At 64.0% G+C, this 22461-nt stretch carries 26 protein-coding genes; 10 read left to right on the top strand and 16 right to left on the bottom strand.

Annotated elements, in window-relative coordinates; genetic code table 11:
• Position 1: 1 nt before the first annotated feature.
• The 3 genes from sseA to smpB form a co-directional block, all read right to left on the bottom strand.
• Positions 2-865, bottom strand: coding sequence for a 3-mercaptopyruvate sulfurtransferase (sseA, locus tag ACRCSW_RS06065; protein WP_438703454.1), 864 nt, complete (start codon positions 863-865; stop codon positions 2-4).
• A 114-nt stretch (positions 866-979) separates the two neighbouring features.
• A complete protein-coding gene (locus tag ACRCSW_RS06060) occupies positions 980-1273 on the bottom strand; it encodes a hypothetical protein (RefSeq protein ID WP_438703452.1) in 294 nt (97 codons plus the stop codon).
• Between the two features lie 132 nt (positions 1274-1405).
• The gene (smpB, locus tag ACRCSW_RS06055; protein WP_438703450.1) at positions 1406-1885 is read right to left on the bottom strand and encodes an SsrA-binding protein SmpB; all 480 of its coding nucleotides are present in this window, start codon (positions 1883-1885) and stop codon (positions 1406-1408) included.
• Between the two features lie 49 nt (positions 1886-1934).
• On the opposite strand from smpB, the gene ACRCSW_RS06050 reads away from it, so the two are divergent.
• Both ACRCSW_RS06050 and ACRCSW_RS06045 read left to right on the top strand, forming a co-directional pair.
• Positions 1935-2375, top strand: a complete 441-nt coding sequence (locus tag ACRCSW_RS06050) for a potassium channel family protein (protein WP_438703449.1) — start codon at positions 1935-1937, stop codon at positions 2373-2375.
• A 188-nt stretch (positions 2376-2563) separates the two neighbouring features.
• Positions 2564-3307, top strand: a complete 744-nt coding sequence (locus ACRCSW_RS06045) for a hypothetical protein (protein WP_438703447.1) — start codon at positions 2564-2566, stop codon at positions 3305-3307.
• Between the two features lie 14 nt (positions 3308-3321).
• Here ACRCSW_RS06045 and ACRCSW_RS06040 read toward each other — a convergent pair whose 3' ends face one another.
• Positions 3322-5250, bottom strand: a complete 1929-nt coding sequence (locus tag ACRCSW_RS06040; protein ID WP_438703445.1) for a lytic transglycosylase domain-containing protein — start codon at positions 5248-5250, stop codon at positions 3322-3324.
• 140 nt (positions 5251-5390) lie between these two features.
• Between ACRCSW_RS06040 and dapA the strand changes: the two genes are divergently transcribed.
• Positions 5391-6266 carry a 4-hydroxy-tetrahydrodipicolinate synthase gene (dapA, locus tag ACRCSW_RS06035; RefSeq protein WP_438703443.1) on the top strand — a complete coding sequence of 292 codons (876 nt, stop codon included), beginning with the start codon at positions 5391-5393 and terminating at the stop codon, positions 6264-6266.
• Between the two features lie 55 nt (positions 6267-6321).
• Here the strand turns inward: dapA and ACRCSW_RS06030 are convergent, their stop codons facing one another.
• Positions 6322-7047 carry a hypothetical protein gene (locus ACRCSW_RS06030; RefSeq protein ID WP_438703441.1) on the bottom strand — a complete coding sequence of 242 codons (726 nt, stop codon included), beginning with the start codon at positions 7045-7047 and terminating at the stop codon, positions 6322-6324.
• Positions 7048-7205: 158 nt separating this feature from the next.
• Here ACRCSW_RS06030 and ACRCSW_RS06025 point away from each other — a divergent pair, with 158 nt between their 5' ends.
• Both ACRCSW_RS06025 and ACRCSW_RS06020 read left to right on the top strand, forming a co-directional pair.
• On the top strand, positions 7206-7763 hold the full coding sequence (locus ACRCSW_RS06025) for a helix-turn-helix transcriptional regulator (protein WP_438703440.1): 558 nt from the start codon (positions 7206-7208) through the stop codon (positions 7761-7763).
• Between the two features lie 379 nt (positions 7764-8142).
• On the top strand, positions 8143-8997 hold the full coding sequence (locus ACRCSW_RS06020; RefSeq protein WP_438703439.1) for a DMT family transporter: 855 nt from the start codon (positions 8143-8145) through the stop codon (positions 8995-8997).
• A gap of 13 nt (positions 8998-9010) precedes the next feature.
• On the opposite strand, the gene ACRCSW_RS06015 is transcribed toward ACRCSW_RS06020, so the two are convergent.
• Positions 9011-9967 carry an L-malyl-CoA/beta-methylmalyl-CoA lyase gene (locus ACRCSW_RS06015; protein WP_438703437.1) on the bottom strand — a complete coding sequence of 319 codons (957 nt, stop codon included), beginning with the start codon at positions 9965-9967 and terminating at the stop codon, positions 9011-9013.
• Between the two features lie 183 nt (positions 9968-10150).
• Between ACRCSW_RS06015 and dgcA the strand changes: the two genes are divergently transcribed.
• Positions 10151-11113: an N-acetyl-D-Glu racemase DgcA gene (gene dgcA, locus ACRCSW_RS06010; protein WP_438703435.1), complete on the top strand. Its 963-nt coding sequence runs from the start codon at positions 10151-10153 to the stop codon at positions 11111-11113.
• 5 nt (positions 11114-11118) lie between these two features.
• Complete coding sequence (locus ACRCSW_RS06005) at positions 11119-11982, top strand: D-amino-acid transaminase (protein WP_438703434.1); 864 nt, start codon at positions 11119-11121, stop codon at positions 11980-11982.
• A 261-nt stretch (positions 11983-12243) separates the two neighbouring features.
• Here ACRCSW_RS06005 and ACRCSW_RS06000 read toward each other — a convergent pair whose 3' ends face one another.
• The 5 genes from ACRCSW_RS06000 to ACRCSW_RS05980 form a co-directional block, all read right to left on the bottom strand.
• Complete coding sequence (locus ACRCSW_RS06000; RefSeq protein ID WP_438703433.1) at positions 12244-12798, bottom strand: F0F1 ATP synthase subunit B; 555 nt, start codon at positions 12796-12798, stop codon at positions 12244-12246.
• A 4-nt stretch (positions 12799-12802) separates the two neighbouring features.
• Positions 12803-13327, bottom strand: a complete 525-nt coding sequence (locus tag ACRCSW_RS05995) for a F0F1 ATP synthase subunit B' (RefSeq protein ID WP_438703431.1) — start codon at positions 13325-13327, stop codon at positions 12803-12805.
• A 70-nt stretch (positions 13328-13397) separates the two neighbouring features.
• Entirely contained in the window at positions 13398-13634 is a 237-nt protein-coding gene (locus ACRCSW_RS05990; protein ID WP_125325857.1) for a F0F1 ATP synthase subunit C, read from the bottom strand.
• A 44-nt stretch (positions 13635-13678) separates the two neighbouring features.
• A complete protein-coding gene (locus ACRCSW_RS05985) occupies positions 13679-14440 on the bottom strand; it encodes a F0F1 ATP synthase subunit A (protein ID WP_438703429.1) in 762 nt (253 codons plus the stop codon).
• A gap of 3 nt (positions 14441-14443) precedes the next feature.
• Entirely contained in the window at positions 14444-14788 is a 345-nt protein-coding gene (locus tag ACRCSW_RS05980; protein ID WP_438703427.1) for an AtpZ/AtpI family protein, read from the bottom strand.
• A gap of 192 nt (positions 14789-14980) precedes the next feature.
• Here ACRCSW_RS05980 and ACRCSW_RS05975 point away from each other — a divergent pair, with 192 nt between their 5' ends.
• The gene (locus ACRCSW_RS05975; protein ID WP_438703425.1) at positions 14981-15310 is read left to right on the top strand and encodes an ArsR/SmtB family transcription factor; all 330 of its coding nucleotides are present in this window, start codon (positions 14981-14983) and stop codon (positions 15308-15310) included.
• A 3-nt stretch (positions 15311-15313) separates the two neighbouring features.
• On the opposite strand, the gene ACRCSW_RS05970 is transcribed toward ACRCSW_RS05975, so the two are convergent.
• The 4 genes from ACRCSW_RS05970 to ACRCSW_RS05955 form a co-directional block, all read right to left on the bottom strand.
• A complete protein-coding gene (locus ACRCSW_RS05970) occupies positions 15314-15634 on the bottom strand; it encodes a hypothetical protein (RefSeq protein ID WP_438703423.1) in 321 nt (106 codons plus the stop codon).
• A 220-nt stretch (positions 15635-15854) separates the two neighbouring features.
• A complete protein-coding gene (locus ACRCSW_RS05965; RefSeq protein ID WP_438703421.1) occupies positions 15855-16760 on the bottom strand; it encodes an immunity 49 family protein in 906 nt (301 codons plus the stop codon).
• Between the two features lie 108 nt (positions 16761-16868).
• Entirely contained in the window at positions 16869-17147 is a 279-nt protein-coding gene (locus tag ACRCSW_RS05960; protein ID WP_438703419.1) for a hypothetical protein, read from the bottom strand.
• Between the two features lie 111 nt (positions 17148-17258).
• Positions 17259-17627 carry a hypothetical protein gene (locus ACRCSW_RS05955; protein ID WP_438703418.1) on the bottom strand — a complete coding sequence of 123 codons (369 nt, stop codon included), beginning with the start codon at positions 17625-17627 and terminating at the stop codon, positions 17259-17261.
• 94 nt (positions 17628-17721) lie between these two features.
• Here ACRCSW_RS05955 and ACRCSW_RS05950 point away from each other — a divergent pair, with 94 nt between their 5' ends.
• Both ACRCSW_RS05950 and ACRCSW_RS05945 read left to right on the top strand, forming a co-directional pair.
• Positions 17722-18462, top strand: a complete 741-nt coding sequence (locus tag ACRCSW_RS05950; protein ID WP_438703416.1) for a DeoR/GlpR family DNA-binding transcription regulator — start codon at positions 17722-17724, stop codon at positions 18460-18462.
• A gap of 94 nt (positions 18463-18556) precedes the next feature.
• A complete protein-coding gene (locus ACRCSW_RS05945) occupies positions 18557-19603 on the top strand; it encodes a serine hydrolase domain-containing protein (protein WP_438703414.1) in 1047 nt (348 codons plus the stop codon).
• A gap of 199 nt (positions 19604-19802) precedes the next feature.
• Here the strand turns inward: ACRCSW_RS05945 and ACRCSW_RS05940 are convergent, their stop codons facing one another.
• Positions 19803-22301 carry a GcvT family protein gene (locus ACRCSW_RS05940; protein WP_438703412.1) on the bottom strand — a complete coding sequence of 833 codons (2499 nt, stop codon included), beginning with the start codon at positions 22299-22301 and terminating at the stop codon, positions 19803-19805.
• Positions 22302-22461: the final 160 nt, after the last annotated feature.

Genomic DNA, 22461 nt, shown 5'->3' with positions numbered 1-22461 from the left:
GTCACGCCCCCGTTGCAACCCGCAAGTCATCGTACATGCCCCACTCGGCCCAGGAGCCATCATAAAGCGCGTGCTGGCGATGGCCGATCCGCTCCAGCGCGAGGCTCAGGATCGCCGCCGTCACGCCCGAGCCGCAGGTGGTGATCGCGGGTTTCTTGAGGTCCACTCCGGCCGCCTCGAACACCGCTTTCAGGGCGGGGACGGGCTTCATCGTGCCATCCGCAGTCAGCAGATCGGCAAACGGGATGTTCTTCGACCCCGGAATATGGCCCGAGCGCAGGCCCGGCCGCGGCTCCGGCACCTCACCCCGGAAGCGGGGGGCAGAGCGGGCATCCAGGATCTCCGCCTCCCCAAGCTTTGCGGCATGGGCGACCTGCGTCACATCCTTCACCAACTGGTTCTGACGCGAGACGGTCATATGCCTGTCCCGGATCACCGGGGCCATATCCTCGATCTCGCGTCCCTCGGCGCGCCATTTCGGGAAGCCACCGTCCAGCACCGCGACATCGGTCTTGCCCATCAACCGGAACGTCCACCAGACCCGCGCCGCGCTGAAGATTCCGGTCCCGTCATAGACCACCACCTGATGGCCATCCCCCACGCCCATCGCGCGCATCCGGCTGATGAACTTTTCGGGCGGCGGGGCCATATGCGGCAGGGCCGACCGCAGATCGGCGATCTCGTCGATGTCGAAGAACCGCGCCCCGGGGATATGGGCGGCCTCGTATTCAGCCTTCGCGTCCCGCCCGCTGCCGGGCAGATACCAGCTTGCATCCAGCACGCGGAGGTCGGGATCACGCAGGTGCCTGGCCAGCCAGTCGGTCGAGACCAGCGTTTTCGGATCATCCTGAGGCGAAGGCGTCATGGCGGCTCTCCCGGCGGTCACCGGGGGGGTATATCCGTGGCCCGGCGCATGACGCAAGCGCGGGGTGGCCGGACGCGGGGACTGTCGCCGCCGCGTCCGTCGTCATTCAGGTTGTTACTTGACCAAGGCCTTCTTCACCATGCCAAGGATCGCGGTCAGCACGGCACCACCAACCCCGCCACCGGCGACGGATTGAATGATCGTGCTGATATCAAGGCCCGAGGCCGCCGCCGCTGCATCTGGCGCCGCGCCGCCGAGCATGCCCATAAGCACCCCGCCAAGACCGCCGCCCACTGCTCCTGCAACCGAATTGCCTGCCGTGCCCAGGCTCAGGTTCTTCAACCCCGCGCCCGCAGCGTTGCCGCCGACAAGGCCTGCGATGATCTGGATGATCAGTTCCATACCCATAACGACTACCTTTCCCTCTGCGCCGGTTCCCGACCGGGTTTGCCCGGACTTTTCCCCGGGCTTTCTGCCCGGTACGCAGAAGAGTGCCAGATATAGGCGAATCCAGCAACAAATGTCTGAATATTGTACGAATCAGCCCTGGCTGTTCTGTTTCATGATCCGCGCCTTCTGGCGGTCCCAGTCGCGCTTGGCACTGGTTTCGCGCTTGTCGGTGAGCTTCTTGCCCTTGGCGATCCCAAGCTTCAGTTTCACGATCCCGCGGTCGTTGAAGTACATCTTCATCGGCACGATGGTCATGCCCTCGCGGCCAACCGCGCTCCACAACCGGCTGAGTTCCTTCCGTGATACCAGAAGCTTGCGGCGGCGGCGTTCCTCATGGCCGAAGGTCTTGGCCTGCAGATAGGGCGCGATATAGCCGTTGATCAGCCAAAGCTCGCCGCCTTCGACCGAGGCATAGCTTTCCGCGATGTTCGACCCGCCCTGGCGCAGGCTTTTGACTTCGGACCCCAAAAGCATGATCCCAGCCTCAAGATCGGCCTCGATGTGATAATCGAAGCGCGCCCGCCGGTTTTCGGCGATGAGCTTGGAGTTGGGATCGGATTTGGCAACCATGATCGCCGTGAGATAAGGTCTGATGCAGGCTTAGTCCAGAAGGGTTGCGATGTTCACCCAGATTGCGCTTGGAACCGGTTTGCTTCTGACCAATGTCATGATCATGGCGCTGGCGGCGTTCCTTCTGGAAGACGCCTTCCGCCGGGCGCATCCCTGGCTGGTTGCGCCGCCGCAACGACCAAAGCTTCTTCTGATGCTGGTCTGCGTCTGCCTTTGGGTCCTCGCCGTGATTACCGCCGGGGTCTGGATCTGGGCCTTCGCGCTGTTCGGCGTTGGCGCATTCCATACACTCGAGGCCTCGGTCTACTTCTCGCTGGTGGCCTTCACGACGCTTGGCCTCGGCGATCTGGTCGCCCCGCAGGACTGGCGCATCCTTTCGGTGATGGCCGCGGTGAACGGCCTCCTCAGCTTCGGCCTGCTGACCGCACTTCTGGTCGAGGCGCTGCGCCAGGTCCGTTTGGCCCAGCTCGAGATGCGTCGCAAGGACTGATGCGCTGGGCGCGCGACGGCGCCCGACCTGTCGGCGGCAGCGCGCGATTTGATGGCCAAATGCAGCACGGGCGGCAAACGGTCATCCTGACTTGCGGGAAGAAGTTGGCGCCGACTAACCTCTGAGCCGCGTCGTAAGGGCGACATGCCGGAACCGTCCATTAGAGAACTTCGGGGGAGAACGCCGCGATGATCTTCACAAGACCAAGGCTGGGTTTGGCGTCGTTGGTCCTCGCATCGGCCCTGCCGGCTACAGCCACGCCGCCTGATGTTATCGATGTGCACGACGAGTTGTTCGGTGTCAGCCCCAGCCACATCTTCCTGCTTCGCAGCGCGCTGGACAACCTGGGGTCCTACTATATGGACCGCAGCGAAACGATGCTTGTCGCGGTGGAGCTTGCGACCGGCGCCGAGACGCTGTGGCCGGTCTACACCATGAACCGCGGCCTGGTCGATGACGGTACCGACAGCGAAAGAAGCAAGGTCGTGGTCAGCCCGCGGCAAGATGCGGTCAATCCGTTCGATATCCTGGCCGAATATGACGCCGTTCCTGCCGCCGCCGCCTTTCCACGTGCAGATGCCGATGCAGTGCCGGATGCGAAGCTTGGCGCCGATGCGCTGTCGGTATCATACTCGGCGACCGATGGGAGTTATGCTCTGGCAACCGAAACTCTGTTGTCCGGCATGACCGCCTCGATCAACAGGCTTGCCGAGGCCGTTGGGGACTACGAGCGGCCCTTGCACGTGACCTCGGCCCGCGATCTGCTTTTGGACAGGGCATTTGCCGTTCAGGAGTGCTCGGTCTCCGATCCGCTGCAACTGTCCGCACTGATCGAAGCCGCCCCGATCCAGCTGGTCCGGATCACCTGTTCGTCAGAAGAGGACTTCAGCCTCAACTCATTGATCGTCGTCGTTCCGGATGCCACGAAATAGCGTGTCGGCCCGCTTCAGCCCTTGAGTTCGTCGCTGATCCTGACCGGCCCGACCGCGCCCTTCAGCTTCGCGCGGTAGATCACCACGCCTTCAGCGACCCGCATCACATAGGTCCGGGTTTCGGCAAAGGGGATCGTCTCGACCCAGTCGACGATATCCACGTCCTGCAGCCTTGGGTCGCCGAACTCGTTGATCCAGCGCCTCGGCCGCCCCGGCCCGGCATTGTAGCCCGAGGCGATAAGGGCGATCGAGGGGCCGAACTCCTCGGCCATCTCGGACAGATATGCCGCCCCCATCGCAACGTTATAGGCGGGATCCGAGGTCAGCTTGCCCGCATCGAACGTCTTGCCCAGCTTCTTTGCCATCTGCTTCGCCGTGCCTGGCAGGAGCTGCATCAGCCCCCGCGCATCGGCTGACGACCGCGCTGCCGGATCGAACTCGCTTTCGCGTCGGGTGATCGAAAGGGCCAGGGCCCGGCTCACCTCAAGACCATCGGGCACGAATTCGGGCACCGGGTAATAGGCATGCGGCAGGATCAGCCCGCGTTCTGCCGCGGCCTTCGCGATAAGAAGGGCCAGATGCGGCTCATTCCAGTCCAGCGTCATGTCGGCCATCTGCGCCAGGCCGGTCTCGTCCTGGCTTTCGGCGAGGTGCAGCAGGAACCGCTTCGCGAGTGTCAGGTCGCCTGCCTTCAGAAGCAGCTCTGTCGCTGCCAGAACCGAGGATTGGGTAAACCCGGCCGCCCGCCAATCGGGCGTCGCGGGCTTGGCCAGAAGGCCTGCGTCAAGCGTCAGGCCCAGCCGTTCTGCCGCCATCAGCCCGTAGAACGCCGTCTGATGTGCCGCTGCCGTCTTGTAGCTCGCCGTCCCGTCCTGCCCCGCTGCCTCTTTCGCCCGACCGATCCAGTAGTTCGCGCGGGCCAGGCTGATGGGGGTCTTAACCCCGGTCAGAAGGTGCTCGAAATGCTTCAGGGCCGTTCCGGCGTCGCCTACCTTTCGCAGCGCGATGAAACCCGCAAGGAACTCGAGGTCGATGAAATCCTGCCCTTCGCGCAGATAGTGGCCAGCCGCCACCTGATAGGCTTCCGACTCGCGGCCATTCCGCATCAGGTACCGCGCCAGGATCGCCCGGCGCTCGGCCCAGGCTTCGGGGCGTCCCAGCGTCTCGGCCGACTTCGACCGCTCGATGATCAGCTCCGCCGCCTCGTCGTAAAGGTCCTTCTTCATCCGCCAGATGAAGCGGTCATAGGCCAGACCCGGATCCCCGGCCTCGGCCTTCGGCACAGCCTCGATCAGCCCGGTCACCCCCTTGCCCTGGGTCTGCAAGGCGATCCGGGCCCGCGCCAGCGCGCGCTTGCCTTCATCGACCCGGCCCAGCATCCGCTCGGCCTCCTTGGTCCGGCCATCCCAGAGCAGCGTGTCCAGCCGCAGCTCGTGCACAAAGCCCACGGCCTCGGGCAGAAGCTCGATCATCGCCTTCTCTTCCTCAGCCGAGAAAGGCAACTCCGCCCAGGCCCGCATCGCCTCGGTCTCGGCCTCTGCCGCCCGGCCCTCGGCAATGAGCGCCCGGACATAGGCGAGCGCCCCTTCACCCGTCTCGGGCAACCCGCCCTTGAACCAGGCGATCACGCGGGCCGGGTCGTCCGACCGCGCCACCGCCTCTTCACCCTTCTCGCGCAGCAACGCCAACCCCGGCCAGTCCGGACGACGCTCAAGGAACGCCTCATACTCGCCCAACCGCCCCTCGCCCGCCCGCAGGCGCTGCCACTCGATCACATCGCGCCCGACGCCCGAAGGCGCCACCGCCAGCGCGCCATCAAAGTCGCCTCCCGCCGAAAGCTCCAGCGCCGTGCGCATCGCCTGCGTCGTATCGGCCTGCAAAGGCGCCGCCTGCAGCGACATGGCCAGCAGGAAAGCGAGGAGTAGGAGTTTCTTGCCTGTCATGGCGCGGAATCTGCCCGAGCCGCGCGCCGCCCACAACCCACGACTGCGTTAGCTGGGCAAGACTTGGCTTTGCCCGGCCCAGCCGCTAAGAGAAGCGCGTTTGCACATGGGCAATTCCGCCCGGGATAAGGAGAAGCGTCATGATCAGAGGGTCCCTTCCTGCCCTGGTGACGCCGTTCAAGAACGGCGAGCTGGATCTGGTGGCGCTGAAGAAATTGGTCGACTGGCACATCGCCGAGGGCAGCCACGGGATCGTCCCCGTCGGCACGACCGGCGAAAGCCCGACCCTCAGCCACGCCGAACACCAGCGGGTGATCGAAGACGTCGTGGCCGCCGCCGCCGGCCGCGTCCCGGTGATCGCGGGAGCAGGCTCGAACAACACCGTCGAAGGCATCAGCCTCATGCGCCACGCCGAAAAGGTCGGCGCCACCGCAGCGCTGGTCGTGACGCCCTACTATAACAAGCCCACGCAAGCCGGCCTCGTCGCCCACTACACCGCGCTTCATGACTGCTGCCAGCTGCCGATCATCATCTACAACATCCCCGGCCGGTCGGTTGTCGACATGATGCCGGACACCATGGGCACGCTCGCCAAGCTTCCCCGGATCATCGGCGTCAAGGACGCGACCGGCAAGATCGAACGCGTCAGCCAACAGCGCGCCACCTGCGGCAAGGAATTCATCCAGCTTTCGGGCGAAGATGCGACCGCCCTTGGCTTCAACGCCCACGGCGGCACGGGCTGCATTTCGGTCACCGCCAACGTCGCCCCGCGCCTCTGCTCCGAATTCCAGGAGGCGACACTCGCAGGCGACTACGCCAAGGCGCTGGAGTATCAGGACCGCCTGATGCCGCTCCACGAGGCAATCTTCATCGAACCTGGCCTTGTCGGCGCCAAGTATGGCCTGTCGCTTCTGGGCCTCTGCTCGGAAGAGGTCCGCCTGCCGCTCGTCGGCCTGACCGACCCGACCAAGGCCCGGATCAGAGACGCGATGCGGCACGCCGGTTTGATCAACTGACCCACCACCGACCGTGCCCTCTGCCTTCAAGACCGGCAGAGGGCGCGTCGTCCCGTCAGGGCAGCAGGTCCAAGGTCATCTCAGGCGCATCAAGGGCCTCGGACAAGTCCTCCTCAGCCCGGATCAGACCGCTGCCCTTGGCAAAATACTTGAACTCGCGCAGGTCGGGCTCGGATGTGCTCGACTCGAAAAGCTGCAGCACGTCGCGGAACTCCCGCCCTGCGACGGTCACCACGGCATCGACGGCGATCACTTCGGCGTAGTCCGTGGCCTTGTTGGCGGGCGCATATTCCTGAAACCGCACCTCTCCAACTACTGGGCTCGCTGGCACCGAAATGCCCGGCATCGCGCCATCCACCCCGGCGCGCCAGCTTGACTGCGCGTCGGTGCCGGTCTGCTTGCCTGCGGCATCATAGCGATAGTTCGTCACGTCCTCGCCGAAGTACCAAAGGTTGCCATCCGCATCGGTCGCGAAATAGTCGAGGGTCCGCTCGACCAGCCGATTGTCGGCAAAGGCATCGTCCTGCACCGTTACCGTCTGGACACCCATGATCACCGGCCCCGGCCCCATTACGGTGATGACGTCCCTCTCGACGAGCCCGTCTTCAGTGCGGCCCGACATCGCCTGACTGTGGCCTGGCTCCAGCGAGACATAGGGGTTGGTTGCACCGGTGCCGAACTTGGCTGCCGCAAAGTCCGGCAAAACTGGGTCGGCCGCAAAGGCCGCCAGCGGCAGCCATACAAGTGCACTTGCCGTCGTAAGTCCGATCATCGCCCGCATGCTGTTTCCTTTCGGTTGAGGGTTTCGGGCCTGGACGTTGATCCTGTCGCCGTCCGTCGGGAATCCGCCTGATGCCGGATCGGTCGGCCTATCGCATCCGACGGATTGCCTCGTGCCGATGCCGGGCGCATGATCGACCGGCCATTGTGGAGGCCGTCATGCAGAAGTCGCGCCTGATCCTGCTTCTCTCTTTGGTCAGCCTGATCGTCATCGGGTTGACCCTCTTTGATCTGGTCCGCGAAGGCGGGATCTTCGATCCGACCGAAGTCGCGCTTGATCTGGCCGACAGCCTGGTTCTGGTAGGTGCCATGGTGGCGGTGGCCTGGACAATGCAGAAGGTCCACGACCTGGGCGAAACGCAGGAAGCACTGTCGAACAACCTTGCGCGGGCGGTGGCCAGGGGCGATGACTGGCGTGAAGCTCGGCGGTCCGAGATCGAGGCGCTAGGCAAGGCGATCGAAACGCAGTTCAAGGCCTGGCAGCTTACTCCCGCCGAAATCGACATCGCGGGCCTCATGCTGAAGGGGGCCTCGCTCAAGGAGATCGCACTGGCCCGCGACACGTCCGAAGCGACGATCCGCCAGCAAGCCCAGTCGATCTACCGCAAGTCGGGGCTTTCGGGGCGGGCCGAGCTGTCGGCCTACTTCCTGGAAAGCCTCTTCGACACCGCCGAAGACCACCGCCAGCGCAAGGCCGGGCTGACCGTGGTCGGCTGACGCCCGGTAGAGTGCGCATTCACGGTGCACCGCCCCCACCGCCAAAGCGCCGCTTCGATCTTCGTTCGATTCGCCGCCCATGGTTAATGCCCCGCCATCTCGGCGCGCGTCTAGACGGAAACAAGATGAAAAATAGACGGAAACCAGACCGTTAACCTGTTCGAAAAGTGCAAGAGTTAACCCAGCGTCTTAAGGGGGTTCCGCGCCTGCACGCCCCCCGTTGCGCACCCCCCGAAAAAGACCTCGTTCACCTTTCATAAACCCTGCCCCGCTTGCCATTCCCCCGCACCATCGTCAGGTTGCCCGCCGGAGGTCCTCCCATGCGCAACAACCGAAGCAACCCCACGTCTTCCTGCCGGACGCCTTGGGCGCCAAACAGGTGAGTCTGACCGAAAACCAGCGCGGCGCTCTCTTCATGACCGCCTCCATGGCAGGCTTCGCCGTCGAGGACGTCTTCGTGAAGGCCGCCGCAAAGACCCTCCCGCTTGGCCAGGTCCTGCTGACCATCGGCCTCCTAGGAGTACTCGCTTTCGCAACAATGGCATGGCGCAAGGGGGAGGCACTCCTGCCCTCCGCCTTCCTCTCGCGCCCCATGCTGATCCGCTCGGCCTTCGAGGTGACGGGCCGCCTTTTCTACGGCCTCTCGATCACCCTTACCGCGCTGTCGACCACCTCGGCGATCCTGCAGGCGACCCCCCTTGTCGTCGTCGCAGGCGCCGCGCTGGTCTTCGGCGAAAAGGTAGGCTGGCAACGCTGGTTGGCCGTGATCATCGGCTTTGCCGGAGTGCTGATCATCCTGCGCCCCGGGGCCGATTTCTCGGTCCTGTCGCTCCTTGCCGTCGTGGGCCTTCTTGGCTTTGCTGGACGCGACCTAGCCACTCGGGCCGCCCCAAAAAGCCTTTCAAACCGACAGCTTGGCGCGCTCGGGTTCGCCATGCTGGCCGCTGCCGGGGCCGTCCTTCTCACCATAACTGGCGGAGCGGTTGTTCCCGATGCCGTTGGCCTTGCCCAACTCGCGGGGGGCGCCGTCTTCGCAACTCTGGGCTACCACGCCCTGACCTTCGCGATGCGGACCGGAGACGTCTCGGCCGTCACCCCGTTCCGCTACACCCGCCTCGTCTTCGCGATGATTCTGGCAATCGTGCTCTTCGGCGAACGCCCGGATCTGGCCACCTGGCTTGGCGCGGCGCTTGTGGTGGGGTCAGGCATCTTCGCCCTGACCAGGGCCAGATAGCCTCGCACCGAAGTCAGCCCGCGATTATCTCGGCTTGGCGAACAATCACCTCGGCCTGGCGCATGCTGGCAATGTCGACCAGCCGCCCCTTGTAGACCGCAGCCCCCTGGCCTGCCGCCTTCGCCGCCTCCATCGCAGCGAGGATTTCCCGCGCTTCGGCCACAGCCGCTTCGGACGGGGTAAAGACCTCGTTCGCCAGCGCCACCTGCTTCGGATGGATCGCCCATTTTCCGACCATCCCCAATGTCGCCGACCGCCGCGCCTGCGCCCGGAAGCCTTCCTCGTCCGAGAAGTCACCAAACGGCCCGTCCACCGGCAGCACCCCATGCGTCCGGCAAGCCGCCACAATGGCCGCCTGCGCCCAGTGCCAGGGGTCGGACCAGTACTTCGCCCCGTCCCGGTGCATGTAATAATTCTCCTGCGTCCCCCCGATCCCGGTCGTCTGCATCCCCATGCTCGCCGCGAAATCCGCTGCGCCGAGGGACATCGCCTGTAACCTATTGGAAGAGGAAGCTATTTCCTCGACATGTGCAATCCCCGCCGCCGTCTCGATGATGACCTCCAGGCCGATCCGCTTCTTCCGCCCGGCCGCTGCCTCGCAGGCGGTCACCAGCGCATCGACCGCGTAGACATCTGCGGCGCAGCCGACCTTCGGGATCATGATCTGATCCAGCCGCTCGCCCGCCTGCTCCAGAAGGTCCACCACATCGCGATACCAGAAGGGCGTATCGAGCCCGTTGATCCGAACACTGAGTGTCTTCTTGCCCCAGTCAATCTCACCGATAGCCTTGATGATATTCGCCCGCGCCTGAGGTTTGTCCGCCGGAGCAACGGAATCCTCCAGGTCCAGGTTGATCACATCCGCCGCGCTCGCCGCCATCTTGGCGAAAAGCTCGGGGCGCGAGCCAGGGCCGAAAAGCTGGCAGCGGTTCGGGCGGGCAGGGGCGGGGGGTTGCAGGCGGAAGCTCATCGGTCAGGCTTTCGGTAATCAAGTTTCGTTCGTTGCGCCAATGGCGATATATTCTTACGCGATCGGTCACAAGCGCATTTCGCATCCGCAGCATATCCGCCGCTCGTCCAAGCCCGCGGCTTTCCTCGCTTGCACGCCCTGCCAGACCCGACGAAGAAGGGCTCCGAGCTTCAAGGGCAACACATGATCACTGTCACCGAAGACCGATTCCGCCTGGCCCAGACCTTCACGATCAGCCGGGGCTCCAAGACCGAAGCCCGCGTCCTGACCGTTCGCATCACCCGCGACCGCCGCACCGGCCAGGGCGAATGCGTGCCCTATGCCCGCTATGGCGAGAAGCTGGAAAGCGTTCGCGCCCAGATCGAAGGCCTGCCGGACGACATCACCCGCGCAGCCCTGCAATCAGCGCTTCCCCCCGGTGCCGGCCGCAACGCAGTCGACTGCGCGCTTTGGGACCTGGAGGCCAAGCTCGCGGGCGAGAGGATCTGGACGATTGCGGGTCTTCCACGACCGACGTCCATCGACACGGCCTTCACCCTCTCGCTCGCGCCGCCCGAAGACATGCGAACTGCCGCCGCCGCGAATGCCTTTCGCCCGATCCTGAAGATCAAACTTGGCACGCCTGATGATATGCCCCGGCTTGAGGCCGTGCGGGCTGGCGCGCCCCGGTCGAGGATCATCGTCGACGCCAACGAGGGCTGGAGCCCGGAAATCTACTCTGACCTCGCCCCGCACCTTCTGCGGCTTGGGGTGGAACTGGTCGAACAACCCCTCCCGGCAGGGCAGGACGACATGCTGGCCGAGATCGCCCGGCCGGTGCCGGTCTGCGCCGATGAAAGCTGTTTCGACCGTGCATCCCTTGCGGGCCTCAAGGGCAAGTACGACGTCGTGAACCTGAAGCTCGACAAGACCGGCGGGCTGACCGAAGGGCTTCTGACCCGCGATCTGGCCCGCGCGATGGGCTTCAAGGTGATGGTCGGCTGCATGGTTGGATCGTCGCTTGCCATGGCGCCTGCTGTGCTCCTCGCCCAAGGTGCCGAATGGACAGACCTTGACGGCCCCCTCCTTCTGTCCGAAGACCGCCCGCATCCCCTCTGGTACGACGCCGAAGGGGTCCACCCGTCCGATGCCAAGCTTTGGGGATGAGACAAATGACCCGCACTGTCTATGTGAACGGCGACTACCTGCCCGAGGCTGAGGCCAAGGTCTCGATCTTCGATCGGGGGTTCCTGATGGCGGATGGGGTCTATGAGGTGACCTCGGTTCTGGACGGCAAGCTCATCGACTTTGACGGTCATGTGAGGCGGCTGGACCGGTCGCTCAAGGAGCTGGAGATGACCTGCCCGATTTCGGAAGCCGAGCTTCTGGGGATGAATCGGGAGCTGGTGGCGAGAAACGGGATCGACCAGGGGATGATCTACCTGCAGGTCACGCGGGGCAATCCGGGGGACCGGAGCTTCCTCTTCCCCGATCCGAGCCTGCCGGGGACAGTGGTGGCCTTCACCCAGAACATCCCGAACCTCGCGGACGCGCCCGCGGCGAAGACCGGGTTCAAGGTCATCACGATTCCTGACTTGCGGTGGAGCCGGGTGGATATCAAGACGGTTCAGCTTCTGTACCCCTCGATGGGCAAGATGGCCGCGAAGAAGGCGGGGGTGGATGACAGCTGGTTCACTGACGAAGACGGGGCGGTGACCGAGGGGACGTCGAACAACGCCTATATCGTGAAGGGGAACCGGATCATCACGCGGGCCCTTGGGAACGACATCCTGCATGGGATCACCCGGGCTGCGGTCCTGCGGTTTGCGGCCGAGGCGCAGTATGAGGTGGAGGAGCGGGCCTTCACTCCGGCTGAGGCGCAGGGGGCGGATGAGGCGTTCTCGACGGCGGCCTCGATCTTCGTGATGCCGGTCGTCGAGATCGACGGAAAGGCGATCGGCTCGGGTAAGCCGGGGCGGGTCGCGACGCGGCTTCGGGAGATTTATCTGGAAGAGATGCGGAAGGCCGCGATCTGAGATGGGCACAGTGCTCAGATTTTTTATGGCAAAAAGATCAATGGGTTATCTTTAGACGGTAGGGGTTTCTTAACTTCTACGCCTGGGCGAGCCGGTCGATCTGACGGGGTTTGGGCTGCCTTCCAGCGCGACCTTCGAGGCTTGGCGCCAAAATCCTTAAGCAAGGATTTTGTCAAATTTCTTACTTAAGAAATTTGGTCGCGCAAAAGCAAAACCGGCGGCTCTTGCGGGCCGCCGGTTCCTCAGTGTTGTACAACCCGCTTAGTGCAGGCGCGCTTCGACCTGGGCAATTGCCTCGTCGATCGAGGCAGCGGCCGCGTCTGCGGTCATCTGCTTGGCAAGCACGTCGCCCGCAGCCGCTACTGCGACCGACACCGCCTGTTCGCGGACCTGACGTATCGCGTTGGCTTCGGCCGAGGCGATCTGTTCGGTTGCGGCAGTCAAGCGACGGGCGATCGAGGTCTTGAGGTCGGCCTTGGCCTGTTCGGCCGCAGCCAGCGCCTCGTCCCTCGCGGTGCTGACGATACGGTCGGCCTGCTCCTGCACTTCCTTCTGGCGGCGCTCATAGGTGGCAAGGATCGACTTCGCCTCGTCGCGCAAAGCGCGCGCTTCGTCGAGCTCGGCCTTGATCGAGGCCGCGCGGGCGTCGAGCATGCCGGTCAGCTTGCCGGGCACCTTGAGGTAGACGAGAAGCGCCACGAAGGCGATGAAGCCCAGAAGCACGACGAAGTTGGTATTCGCGAGCGAGAAGAAGGGACCGGACGCTGCCAGCGCAGGCGTGGCGACCAGGGTCAGAAGGATAGAGAGCCTTTTCATCGCCTTACCCTTTCAGCCGAGCGGTGACAGCGGCTTGCACCGCTTTCGCGTCTGCCGACCCGCCAAGCACTGCCACCACATCCTGGGCAACGTCGCGGGCCACTTCGGCGACCGCAGCGGCAGCGCCGTCACGGATAACAGCGATGGTCTTCTCAGATTCCGCCGCCTTGGCCGCGATCTCGGCATCGGCTTTCGCCGTGGCGATGTCGAGGTCTTTCTGGATCTCGGCTTTCGCGGCAGCGACGATCTTTGCGGCCTCGGTCCGGGCATTCGCCAGCGCGTCTGCATAGGCCTTCTCGGCTGCGACGGCCTTTTGCTTCAGCTCTTCTGCCGCCGCCAGGTCGTTCGTTATCGTGCTTTTCCGATCCGCCAGCACCGCGCCGATGCGCGGCAGCGCAATGCGGGACAGCACGAAATAGATCACGACCAGCGTGACCAGAAGCCAGAAGATCTGGTTCGGCCAGGTCGAGAAGTCGAGCTGGGGCATGCCCACAGCCGCTTCGGCCTCGCCAGTTGCCTCGGTTGCCATGTCGTCTCTCCTAAACCTTTGGAACCAGGGCCAGGCATCCGCGCCCGGCCCGGAAGTCAGGTTCGAAAGATCAGACGGCGAACATCAGCAGAAGAGCGATCAGGAACGAGAAGATCCCGAGAGCTTCTGCGAAGGCGATGCCGACGAAGAGGTTGGCCATCTGGCCAGGGGCAGCCGACGGGTTGCGCAGCGCGCCCGCGAGGAAGTTGCCGGCAATGTGGCCCACGCCGATGCCAGCGCCGCCGAGACCCATCGTTGCAAGACCTGCACCGATGAACTTGCCCATTTCTGCGATATCGCCTTCCATTTGGTAGCTCCTTTTTGGAATTGGCTTGAGTTTGGTTCAGACCTTTAGTGATGGGCGTCGCCCACCGCGTCCCGAAGGTAGACGCAGGTCAGAATGGTGAAGACGTAGGCCTGGACCGAGGCCACGAGAACCTCGAGCCCGTAGATGGCCATGATGGCGAGGACGGGCACGACCGAAGCCACGCCCATGACGCTTGCGAACCCGGCGAAGACCTTGATCACGGCGTGGCCGGCCATCAGGTTGCCGCCAAGACGGATGGAGTGGCTGAGGGGCCGCACGAAGTAGGAGATGAGCTCGATCACCGCAAGGATCGGGCGCAGGGCCAGTGGCGCTGAGGAAACCCAGAACATCGAGAGGAACCCGATGCCCTTGCGGTAGAAGCCGACGAGGGTGACGGTCAGGAACACCATCAGCGCAAGTGTCGCGGTGACCGCGATGTGCGAGGTGGTGGTGAAGGACATCGGGATAAGGCCCAGCATGTTCGACAGGAACACGAACATGAAAAGCGTCATGATATAGGGGAAGAACTTCAGCCCCTCATGGCCCGCGACGTCCTCGACCATCTTGTGGATGAAGCCGTAGAAAAGCTCGGCCACCGACTGCCCGCGCGAGGGGACGATGGCGCGGCGGCGGGTGGAAAGGACCAGAAGTGCGACGACGCAGAGGATGGCGATGCCCATCCACAGGGTCACGTTGGTGGGCGTGTACCACTGGATTGGGCCGTCGCCGAAGAGCGGCTTGATCAGGAACTGATCCATCGGATGGATCTGTAGCCCGCCCGTATGCTCCTCGCCCGTCGTCGCCATTGGTCAGCCCCCTTCGTCCTTTGCGGCGGCGTCCTTTGCAGACCGATCCGCCGCGTCCTTGTTCAGCTGCCTTGCCGAGCCAAGCATCGTCTTGATGCCCGCGGCAAAGCCGAAGAGCGAGAAGATGATCAGGAAGATGGGGAGCGTGCCAAACAGCACATCCAGCCCGTAACCGATGCCGACACCGAGGAGCATCCCCGTCACCAGCTCGATCACCATCCTCCAGGCCACCTCGCCCTGCGAGAAACCCTTCACCGTGTTGGTCCTCTCCGGCTCCGGTGCTCCCTTTGCCTTTGCAAGCCGCGCTTCAAGGTTGCGCAGCCGGTCGGGATCGGGTTCGGACGCCATTGGCAAGGTCCTTCACAGTCGGGCGGAACCTACGGAGCGGGGGGTCGAGAGTCAAGCAGGGAGAGGCGGGCGCAATGCACTGAAAACGTTGAGTTTTGAGTTGTGCTTTAGCGCCTGGAGGGTGTTGCGGCCGGCCATTTCATATTCAACCCGGCGGTTGACGATTTCCGGGCCGCAAGGGATAGTCCCGCGATGGCCGACCGTCTGGATACCGTCTTTGCCGCCCTTGCCGACCCGACGCGCCGGGCGATCCTGGGCATGCTTCTGGAAGACGACATGGCGGTGACCGATGTGGCCGAGCCCTTCGCGATGAGCCTGGCGGCGATCTCGAAGCATCTGGCGGTGCTGGCCGAGGCAGGGCTGATCAGCCGGGAGCGCCGGGGCCGGGTGATCTGGTGCAAGCTGGAACCCGACGGGATGCGGGCGGCGTCGGTCTGGATGCGGGGGTTCGGGCAGCTGGACCCGCTGGACCTTGACGCCTTCGAGCGGTTTCTGGAGCAGGAGCTTTCTGCCGAGGATTAGCGGTCAGGCCCGGCTTCGCCGCCAGTCGCGCCAGCGCCGAAGCCAGCGCTGACCGGTGCGGCGGCTGCGGATGACCACGACCGAGATCGGCCCGCGCAGGCGCGGCAGGTCGATCGCGAGAAGGAGGAGACCGGCGGGAAGCATCCAGATACCGAGGAGCGGCAGGAACCAAAAGAGCCCGCCGGCGGTGAGCAGGAGCGCGAGGGGAAAGCGGATCGCGAACCAGCTGTTCCGGCGCAGACGCGAAAGCGGCCCGCGAAGCTGCGGGATCAGGCGTTCCAGCGCCTGGAACTGCCGCTGAAACCTGCGCTCGCGCCGTGTCATTTCGGATTGTCCCTAATCATCTTGCGATGCCACAGGATTGCGACATTGATAAGACATGTCGTTCAATCCGCTCCTCCGACGCCAGTTCCGCCAGCGCCTGAACAACAGGCGGGCGCGGATGAGGAGGACTGAGATCGGCTCTCACAGGAACGGCAGATCGGCGACCAGAAGGAGGAGGCCCCCCCTTTTCCAAGAGACGTGGAGTGGGGATGTGAGTGCTTCAGCACGGACCGGGCCGCTTTGGTTTGGCGGACTTGACCAGATCGGCAGGCATGTAGTCGGACACAACGTTGAACGACCAACCGCGGTCATGAGCGATTGCGGCGGCGGCCAGGGCTGGCAGGCACAGAAATCCCGATGGATCGAATTGCCGACCATATACATCGAACGAATAATACTGCCGATGCGCATCCAATGCCGTGTATAGCGAGGTTTCGAAGTCCTCTGCACGGTTGGCTGCAAGCCGTGCGAGCAGCTCTGCCGCGGGGGAAGCAATCATCGCCGCATGATGATCAAAACTCTGGTTCGCTTGGCTGGGGTCGGTTGCCCGCAGCGCCGCAAGTGTCAATATGGGCGCCAGACGATGTTGCAGCAGCGTCGCGCGCTGTGCTTCCCCAAGCTGGTGCATATAGCCTGCAGTTGTCACGCCTGACGTCACCAACCGGTCCACGTCGAGGGCGAGAAGACGCTGCATCGTCTGATCATCGCGGGTGATCGCGGCGCAATACACTGCGTCAATATGGTCACCGACCTGCACGGGCGAATCCTTGAGCAGCCCCTGCTTCAGAAAGAACGGCTCGACCCCGTCCATGCCAAATTCGACTTCGCGGTCGCCGGGTTGCATCAGCTCACCGATCGTCGCGACTGCCCGCCCGCGTTCCCGCAGGAGATACGCAATCTCGCCCATGTCTCGGTCAAGCCAGACGCCGTAAGCCGCTGCGGTAGCTAAGCCCCCTTGCCAGAGGCGCAACGACCGTGTTTCGTCCTTGGCGGCAGCGCGCATCAGGTAACCAATGGCGCCTGTCATTGCGTGGTCATGACATTCCTGCGCGAACTCGGCTGTGATCCCCGTGTAATGACGGTTGATCTGGGGACGATGCGTGTGGCCTGCGGCGTGATCGTTCATCGTTGGCAGCCTTATCGTACGCTCGGGCGATGTTGGCGGTTACACCAGCATCAGCAACGATGCAGTCGGATTGCATCGACCTCAAGACAGCCCCGGGGGCGGGTGCAATCACACGCGGGTGTTGCGGTTCCGCCAGCGGCGCAACCAGCGTCTTCCGATACGGCGGCTGCGAATGATGAAAACCGAGATTGGCCCGCGCAGGATCGGAAGGTCCACCGCCAGGAGGAGAAGTCCAAGGGGCAACATCCAGATGCCCAGGACCGGAAGGAAAGACAGAAGCCCGCCGCAGATCAGGAGAAGTGCTATCGGAAAGCGGACCGGGAACCAGCTGTTGCGGCGCAGGGTCGACATCGGTCCCTTGAGCGGCGGGATGAGCCGACCAAGCATGTCAAACTGCCGTTGAAACCTGCGCTCGCCTCGCGTCATGCCACCGCCCCCGACAGATAGAAGATGGAGGCGGGATGCGACCGCTTCAAGTCAGGCTTTGGCTGGGCGGCGTCAAACCGCGCTTGGAATGTCCTCCAACGCGGTCCAGACCGGAATGCCCCGGGCGCGCGCGATCTCGACATCCTTGTCGGCGCCAGTGGAGGGGCCGGGAAGCCGCAGGACGCCGTCGCACTTTGCCAGGAGCCGGTGGGCAGCCGGGTACATGACTGCGTCATAGACTGCGCTGCCGGGTGCGCCGCCTCCTGCGCCACGAAGGACGGGAAGGGCGGCCCATTCGCCGATCATCGGCACATGGCCTTTCTGGAAGATCGGGAAGGCGGCGGCTTCAAGCCGGGCGAGGTTTGCGGCCATCTTGGCCGAATCGTCGCCGGTGCCAGAGCGGTAGGGGCCGGCGATCAGGATCATCATGGATGCGGTCATTTGCGGTTTTCGTTCGATAGATGCCGGACTTTCGATTGCACATCGTATCGATTCGCGCAATGTCATGTAATATCGTGCAACAGCGGACGGACCGATGCTGACCTCTCAACGCAAGGCGCTGCTGCTGGACCGGCTGGCTGCCGAGGGCCGGCTTGTCGCCTCGGACCTTGCGGCCGAGCTTGCGGTGTCAGAAGACACGATCCGCCGCGACCTCCGGGATCTGGCGGCAGACGGGCGGCTTCTGAGGGTACATGGCGGGGCGCTGCCTTCGTCGCCGACGCATCTGCCGTTGGTCCGCCGGATGGGGACGGAGGCGGAGGCCAAGGCGCGGCTTGCGCGGGCGGCGGCAGGGTTGATCCAGCCGGGGCAGGTGGTGATCATCGACGGCGGCACGACGCATCTGGCGTTGGTCGCAGTCCTGCCAAGCGATCTGGCCTGCAAAGTCGTGACCCACAGCCCCGGCGTCGCAGCCGCGTTTGAGGGGCATGAGGGGATCGAGGTGGTCCTCTTCGGCGGGCGGCTTTTCCGGCATTCCATGGTCGCAATGGGGGCCGCAACGGTTGCGGGCTATGCCGGGCTTCGCGCCGATCTTTGCCTTCTGGGGGTCACAGGGGTTCACCCGGAGGCCGGACTTACCACCGGCGATGCCGAGGAGGCGGCATTGAAGCGGGTGATGATCGCGGCGGCGGCGGAGGTGGTGGTGCTTGCGACGCCCGACAAGCTGGGCGCGGTCAGCCCCTGGGGGATCGGGCGACTTGACCAGCTGTCACGGCTGGTGACCGTGGGGGAGAGGCCTGGTTGGCTACCCGAGAGTGTAGACCATCTGGCCGCCTAGCACCTGTCCGACCCTGACGTACGCGTTCGTTGAGTCGATCCCTTGTGCGCTGCAACCGTGGGCTTATATCGGGACGATTGGAAGGGGTGCCGCAATGCTGTCACGCCGCGTCGTCTGGATTGTGCTGATCCCAGTGCTTGCCGCGGCCGTGGCCGTCATATGGGCCTTGCAGCCGTTCGTGCGGAGCGGTGTTGCGCCGACTGCGACGCCGATGCCCATTTTGCAAGACGATGAAGTGATGGCTGCGCTTGAGAAAGCAGTGGCGGGGACCCCGGTCGATGCGGTGATGGTTCTGCGGGATGGACGGGTCGTCGCGTCCTACGGCGACAATGCGCTGATCTCGAACGTCGCCTCGGTCCGCAAGAGCATCATCGCGACGCTGTTCGGCATCGCGGTGGACAAGGGCTTTGTCGATCTTGACGCAACGCTCGGCGATCTGGGTGTTGACGAGGCGAAGACGCCGCTGACGGCTGCGGAAAAGACCGCTACGGTGCGTGACCTGCTTATGGCGCGATCCGGCGTCTATCTGCCATCGGGCGCAGAGACGGAAGAGATGCGGAATATGCGTCCCGCGCGGGGTGCCCATGCGCCGGGTGAGAATTTCTATTACAACAACTGGGATTTCAACGTCCTGGGGGAGATTTTCGAGCAGAGTACAGAACTTTCCATCGGCGAGGCATTGGACCAGTGGATCGGATCGGAGATCGGTCTTGAGGATTTTCTGCCCGAGCATGTGACCTATGCGAAAGATGGGGATTCGGACTATGAGACCTGGCGGATATATCTGAGCAATCGCGACCTGGCCCGGCTTGGTCAGCTGGTGAAGAACGGCGGGTTGTGGGAGGGGAAGCAGATTGTGCCGTCCGCCTGGATCACCGATATGCTGACGGCCCATTCCGAGACGCCCCAAGGCTACGGTTACGGCTATTTGTGGTGGATCGACGATGCAGATCGCATGGTCCTTGCGCAGGGTTGGGGAGGGCAGTACCTGATGCTGGCGCAGGATCGCGATATTGTCGTGGCGATAAAGAACAACACCGGGCGTTCGCCTTTGGGCTTTGTCATGTACCGGTACTTCGATGAGGAAGTATCGACCGAATTGGCGAACCGGGTGTGGGAAACGGCGGTCGGCCCGCCTTAACCGTCCAACCTCGACCACAGGGTTTTAGAACCACATTGCGGCGCGTGCCCACCGTGCCGATCTTGGTTTAGCCAGCAGCCTCGAACGACCGCGAAACCCGCTGAACCGTTAGCTGGGGCTGTCGGGCGACAAGCGTGGCCATGTATGCTCAGGTTTCGGGCACAGCAGCGCGGAACTGCCAGCACGGGCAGGTCATTTATTACCCGTCCACCCGGATGCGGGCGTTCGACGGGTCGAAGGGGCTGTCTTCGGTCACGACCGCATCCCATTCCTTCAGCTGGATCTTGACCTTCAGCCTGGTTCCGACCTCAGCCAGATCGGGGCGGACGTAGCCCATGCCGATCTGCTTGCCGAAAGCGACCGAGTAGCCGCCTGAAGTCAGGCGCCCGATCTTTTCGCCGTTGAGGAGGAGCGCTTCCTTGCCCCAGGGATCGGCATCCGCAGGGCCGTCGATGAGAAGCGTCACGCATTTCGAGCGGATGCCGGTGTCGAGCATCTTCTGTTTGCCGCGGAAGTCTTTCGTGAGGTCGACGAAGCGGTCCAGTGCGGCCTCCAAGGGGGTCGCGTCGCGGCCAAGCTCGTTGCCGAAGGCGCGGTAGGACTTTTCCTGCCGCAGCCAGTTCTGGGCGCGGGCACCGACGGGCTTCAGGCCGTGCTTTTCGCCGACAGACCAGATCAGGTCCCATAGGTAACGGCCGAATTCGATTGGGTAGTGGAGTTCCCAGCCAAGCTCACCCGTATAAGCCACGCGGACGGCGCGGACGGGGCACATGCCAAGCTCGATGTCTCGGTAGCTGAGCCAGGGGAAGCGTTTGTTCCCGAGGACGGTTTCCGGGTCGCGGTCCTTGACGATGTCTTTAAGGAGCGCGCGGGCGTTCGGGCCTGCAAGGGCGTAGACGCCCCACTGGGTGGTGATGTCGTGGATGTCGATGTGGCCTTTGCCTTGCGCCATCCAGTCGTCGGCGGATTTCTGCAGGAAATCATAGTCGTAGGCCGTCCATGCGCCTGCCGAGATCAGGTAGTATTCGTGTTCTTTCAGCCGGACGATGGTGTATTCGGTGCGGGTCGTGCCGTGGTCGGTAAGCGCATAGGTCAGGTTGATCCGGCCCACGTTCGGCAGCTTGTTGCAGGTGAAATGGTCAAGGAAGACAGTCGCGCCGGGGCCACGCACGAGGTGCTTGGTGAAGGCCGACGCGTCGATGATGCCGACGGTCGAGCGCACGGCTTCGGCCTCGGCCTTGGCATGCGGCCACCAGGCACCCCGGCGGAAGCTGCGGCTGTCGTGGTCGAACGATGCGGGTGCATCCTTCGGGCCGTAGTAGTTCGGGCGTTCCCAGCCGTTCACCTGGCCCATCTGCGCGCCCAGGTCCTTCTGCCGGTCATAGGCGGGGGCGGTGCGGAGGGGGCGGCAGGCTTCACGCTCTTCGTCCGGGTGGTGCAGGATGAAGACGTGGTCATAGCATTCCTCGTTCTTGCGGGAGGCGTATTCGGTCGTCATCCAGCCGCCGAAGCGCTTGGGGTCGAGGCTGGCCATGTCGATCTCGGCCTCGCCTTCGGTCATCAGCTGGGCGAGGTAATGACCGGTGCCGCCTGCAGCGGTGATGCCGAACGAAAAGCCCTCGGCCAGCCACATGTTGCGGAGGCCCGGCGCGGGGCCGACGAGGGGGTTGCCGTCGGGGGTGTAGCAGATCGGGCCGTTGAAATCGTCCTTGAGGCCCACGGTTTCCGAGGACGGCAGGCGGTGGATGAAGGACATGTATTCCTGTTCGATCCGTTCGAGGTCCAGCGGGAAGAGGTCGGCGCGGAAGCTTTCGGGGACGCCGTACTCGAACCGGGCGGGGGCGCCCTTTTCGTAGGGGCCGAGGATCCAGCCGCCGCGTTCTTCGCGGACGTACCATTTGGCGTCGGCATCGCGGAGGACGGGGTGCTGGGGGTTGGACTTGCGCCATTCGACGAGGGCGGGGTCCGGTTCGGTGACAATGTACTGGTGTTCCACCACGACGGCGGGGGTCTTGATGCCGAGGAGGCGCGCGGTGCGCTGGGCATGGTTGCCGGTGGCGGTGACGACGTGTTCGGCGTGGATGTCGAACTTGTCGTCCGAGGGGACGAGGTTGCCGCCCTGTTCGACCATGCGGGTGCAGGAGACGATCCACTCCGAGCCGGTCCAGCGGTAGCCGTCGACCTGGACTTTCCGCTCGAACGTGGCCCCGTGCTGGCGGGCGCCCTTGGCCATGGCCTGGGTCACGTCGGCGGGGTTAATGTAGCCGTCCTGGGGGTGGTAAAGCGCGCCGATCAGGTCTTCGGTGCGCACGAGCGGCCAGCGGTCCTTGATCTCTTTCGGGGTCAGAAATTCGTGGTAGACCCCGGCGGTTTCGGCCACGGAGGAGTAGAGCATATACTCATCCATCCGTTGCTGGTGTTGCGCCATCCGGAGGTTGCCGACGACATAGAAGCCCGCATCGAGCCCGGTTTCGGCCTGCAGACCCTTGTAGAAATCGACCGAGTACTTGTGGATATGGGTCGTGGCATAGGACATGTTGAAAAGTGGCAGAAGCCCCGCCGCGTGCCAGGTCGAGCCCGAGGTAAGCTCGTCCCGCTCGACCAGCATCGTGTCCCACCCGGCCTTGGCCAGATGATAGGCGATCCCGGTCCCCACCGCGCCGCCACCGACGACAAGGGCTTTGACATGGGTTTTCATTCTGGGACTCCCGGACGTGTATTTGCCCCTATCTGCCAGACGGGTGCCAAACCGGGCAAGTCCACCCGACCTTTGGCGTCAGAAAACGACATTCCCCTTGTGCTGCCGCAGTCTTGCCAGCTTTTTTGGTTAAAGGGCGCGAATGACCATGAGCAGGCCC

Source organism: Tabrizicola sp., from assembly GCF_051645465.1.
Taxonomy (GTDB): domain Bacteria; phylum Pseudomonadota; class Alphaproteobacteria; order Rhodobacterales; family Rhodobacteraceae; genus Tabrizicola.
This window is presented reverse-complemented; position numbering and strand designations above follow the sequence as displayed.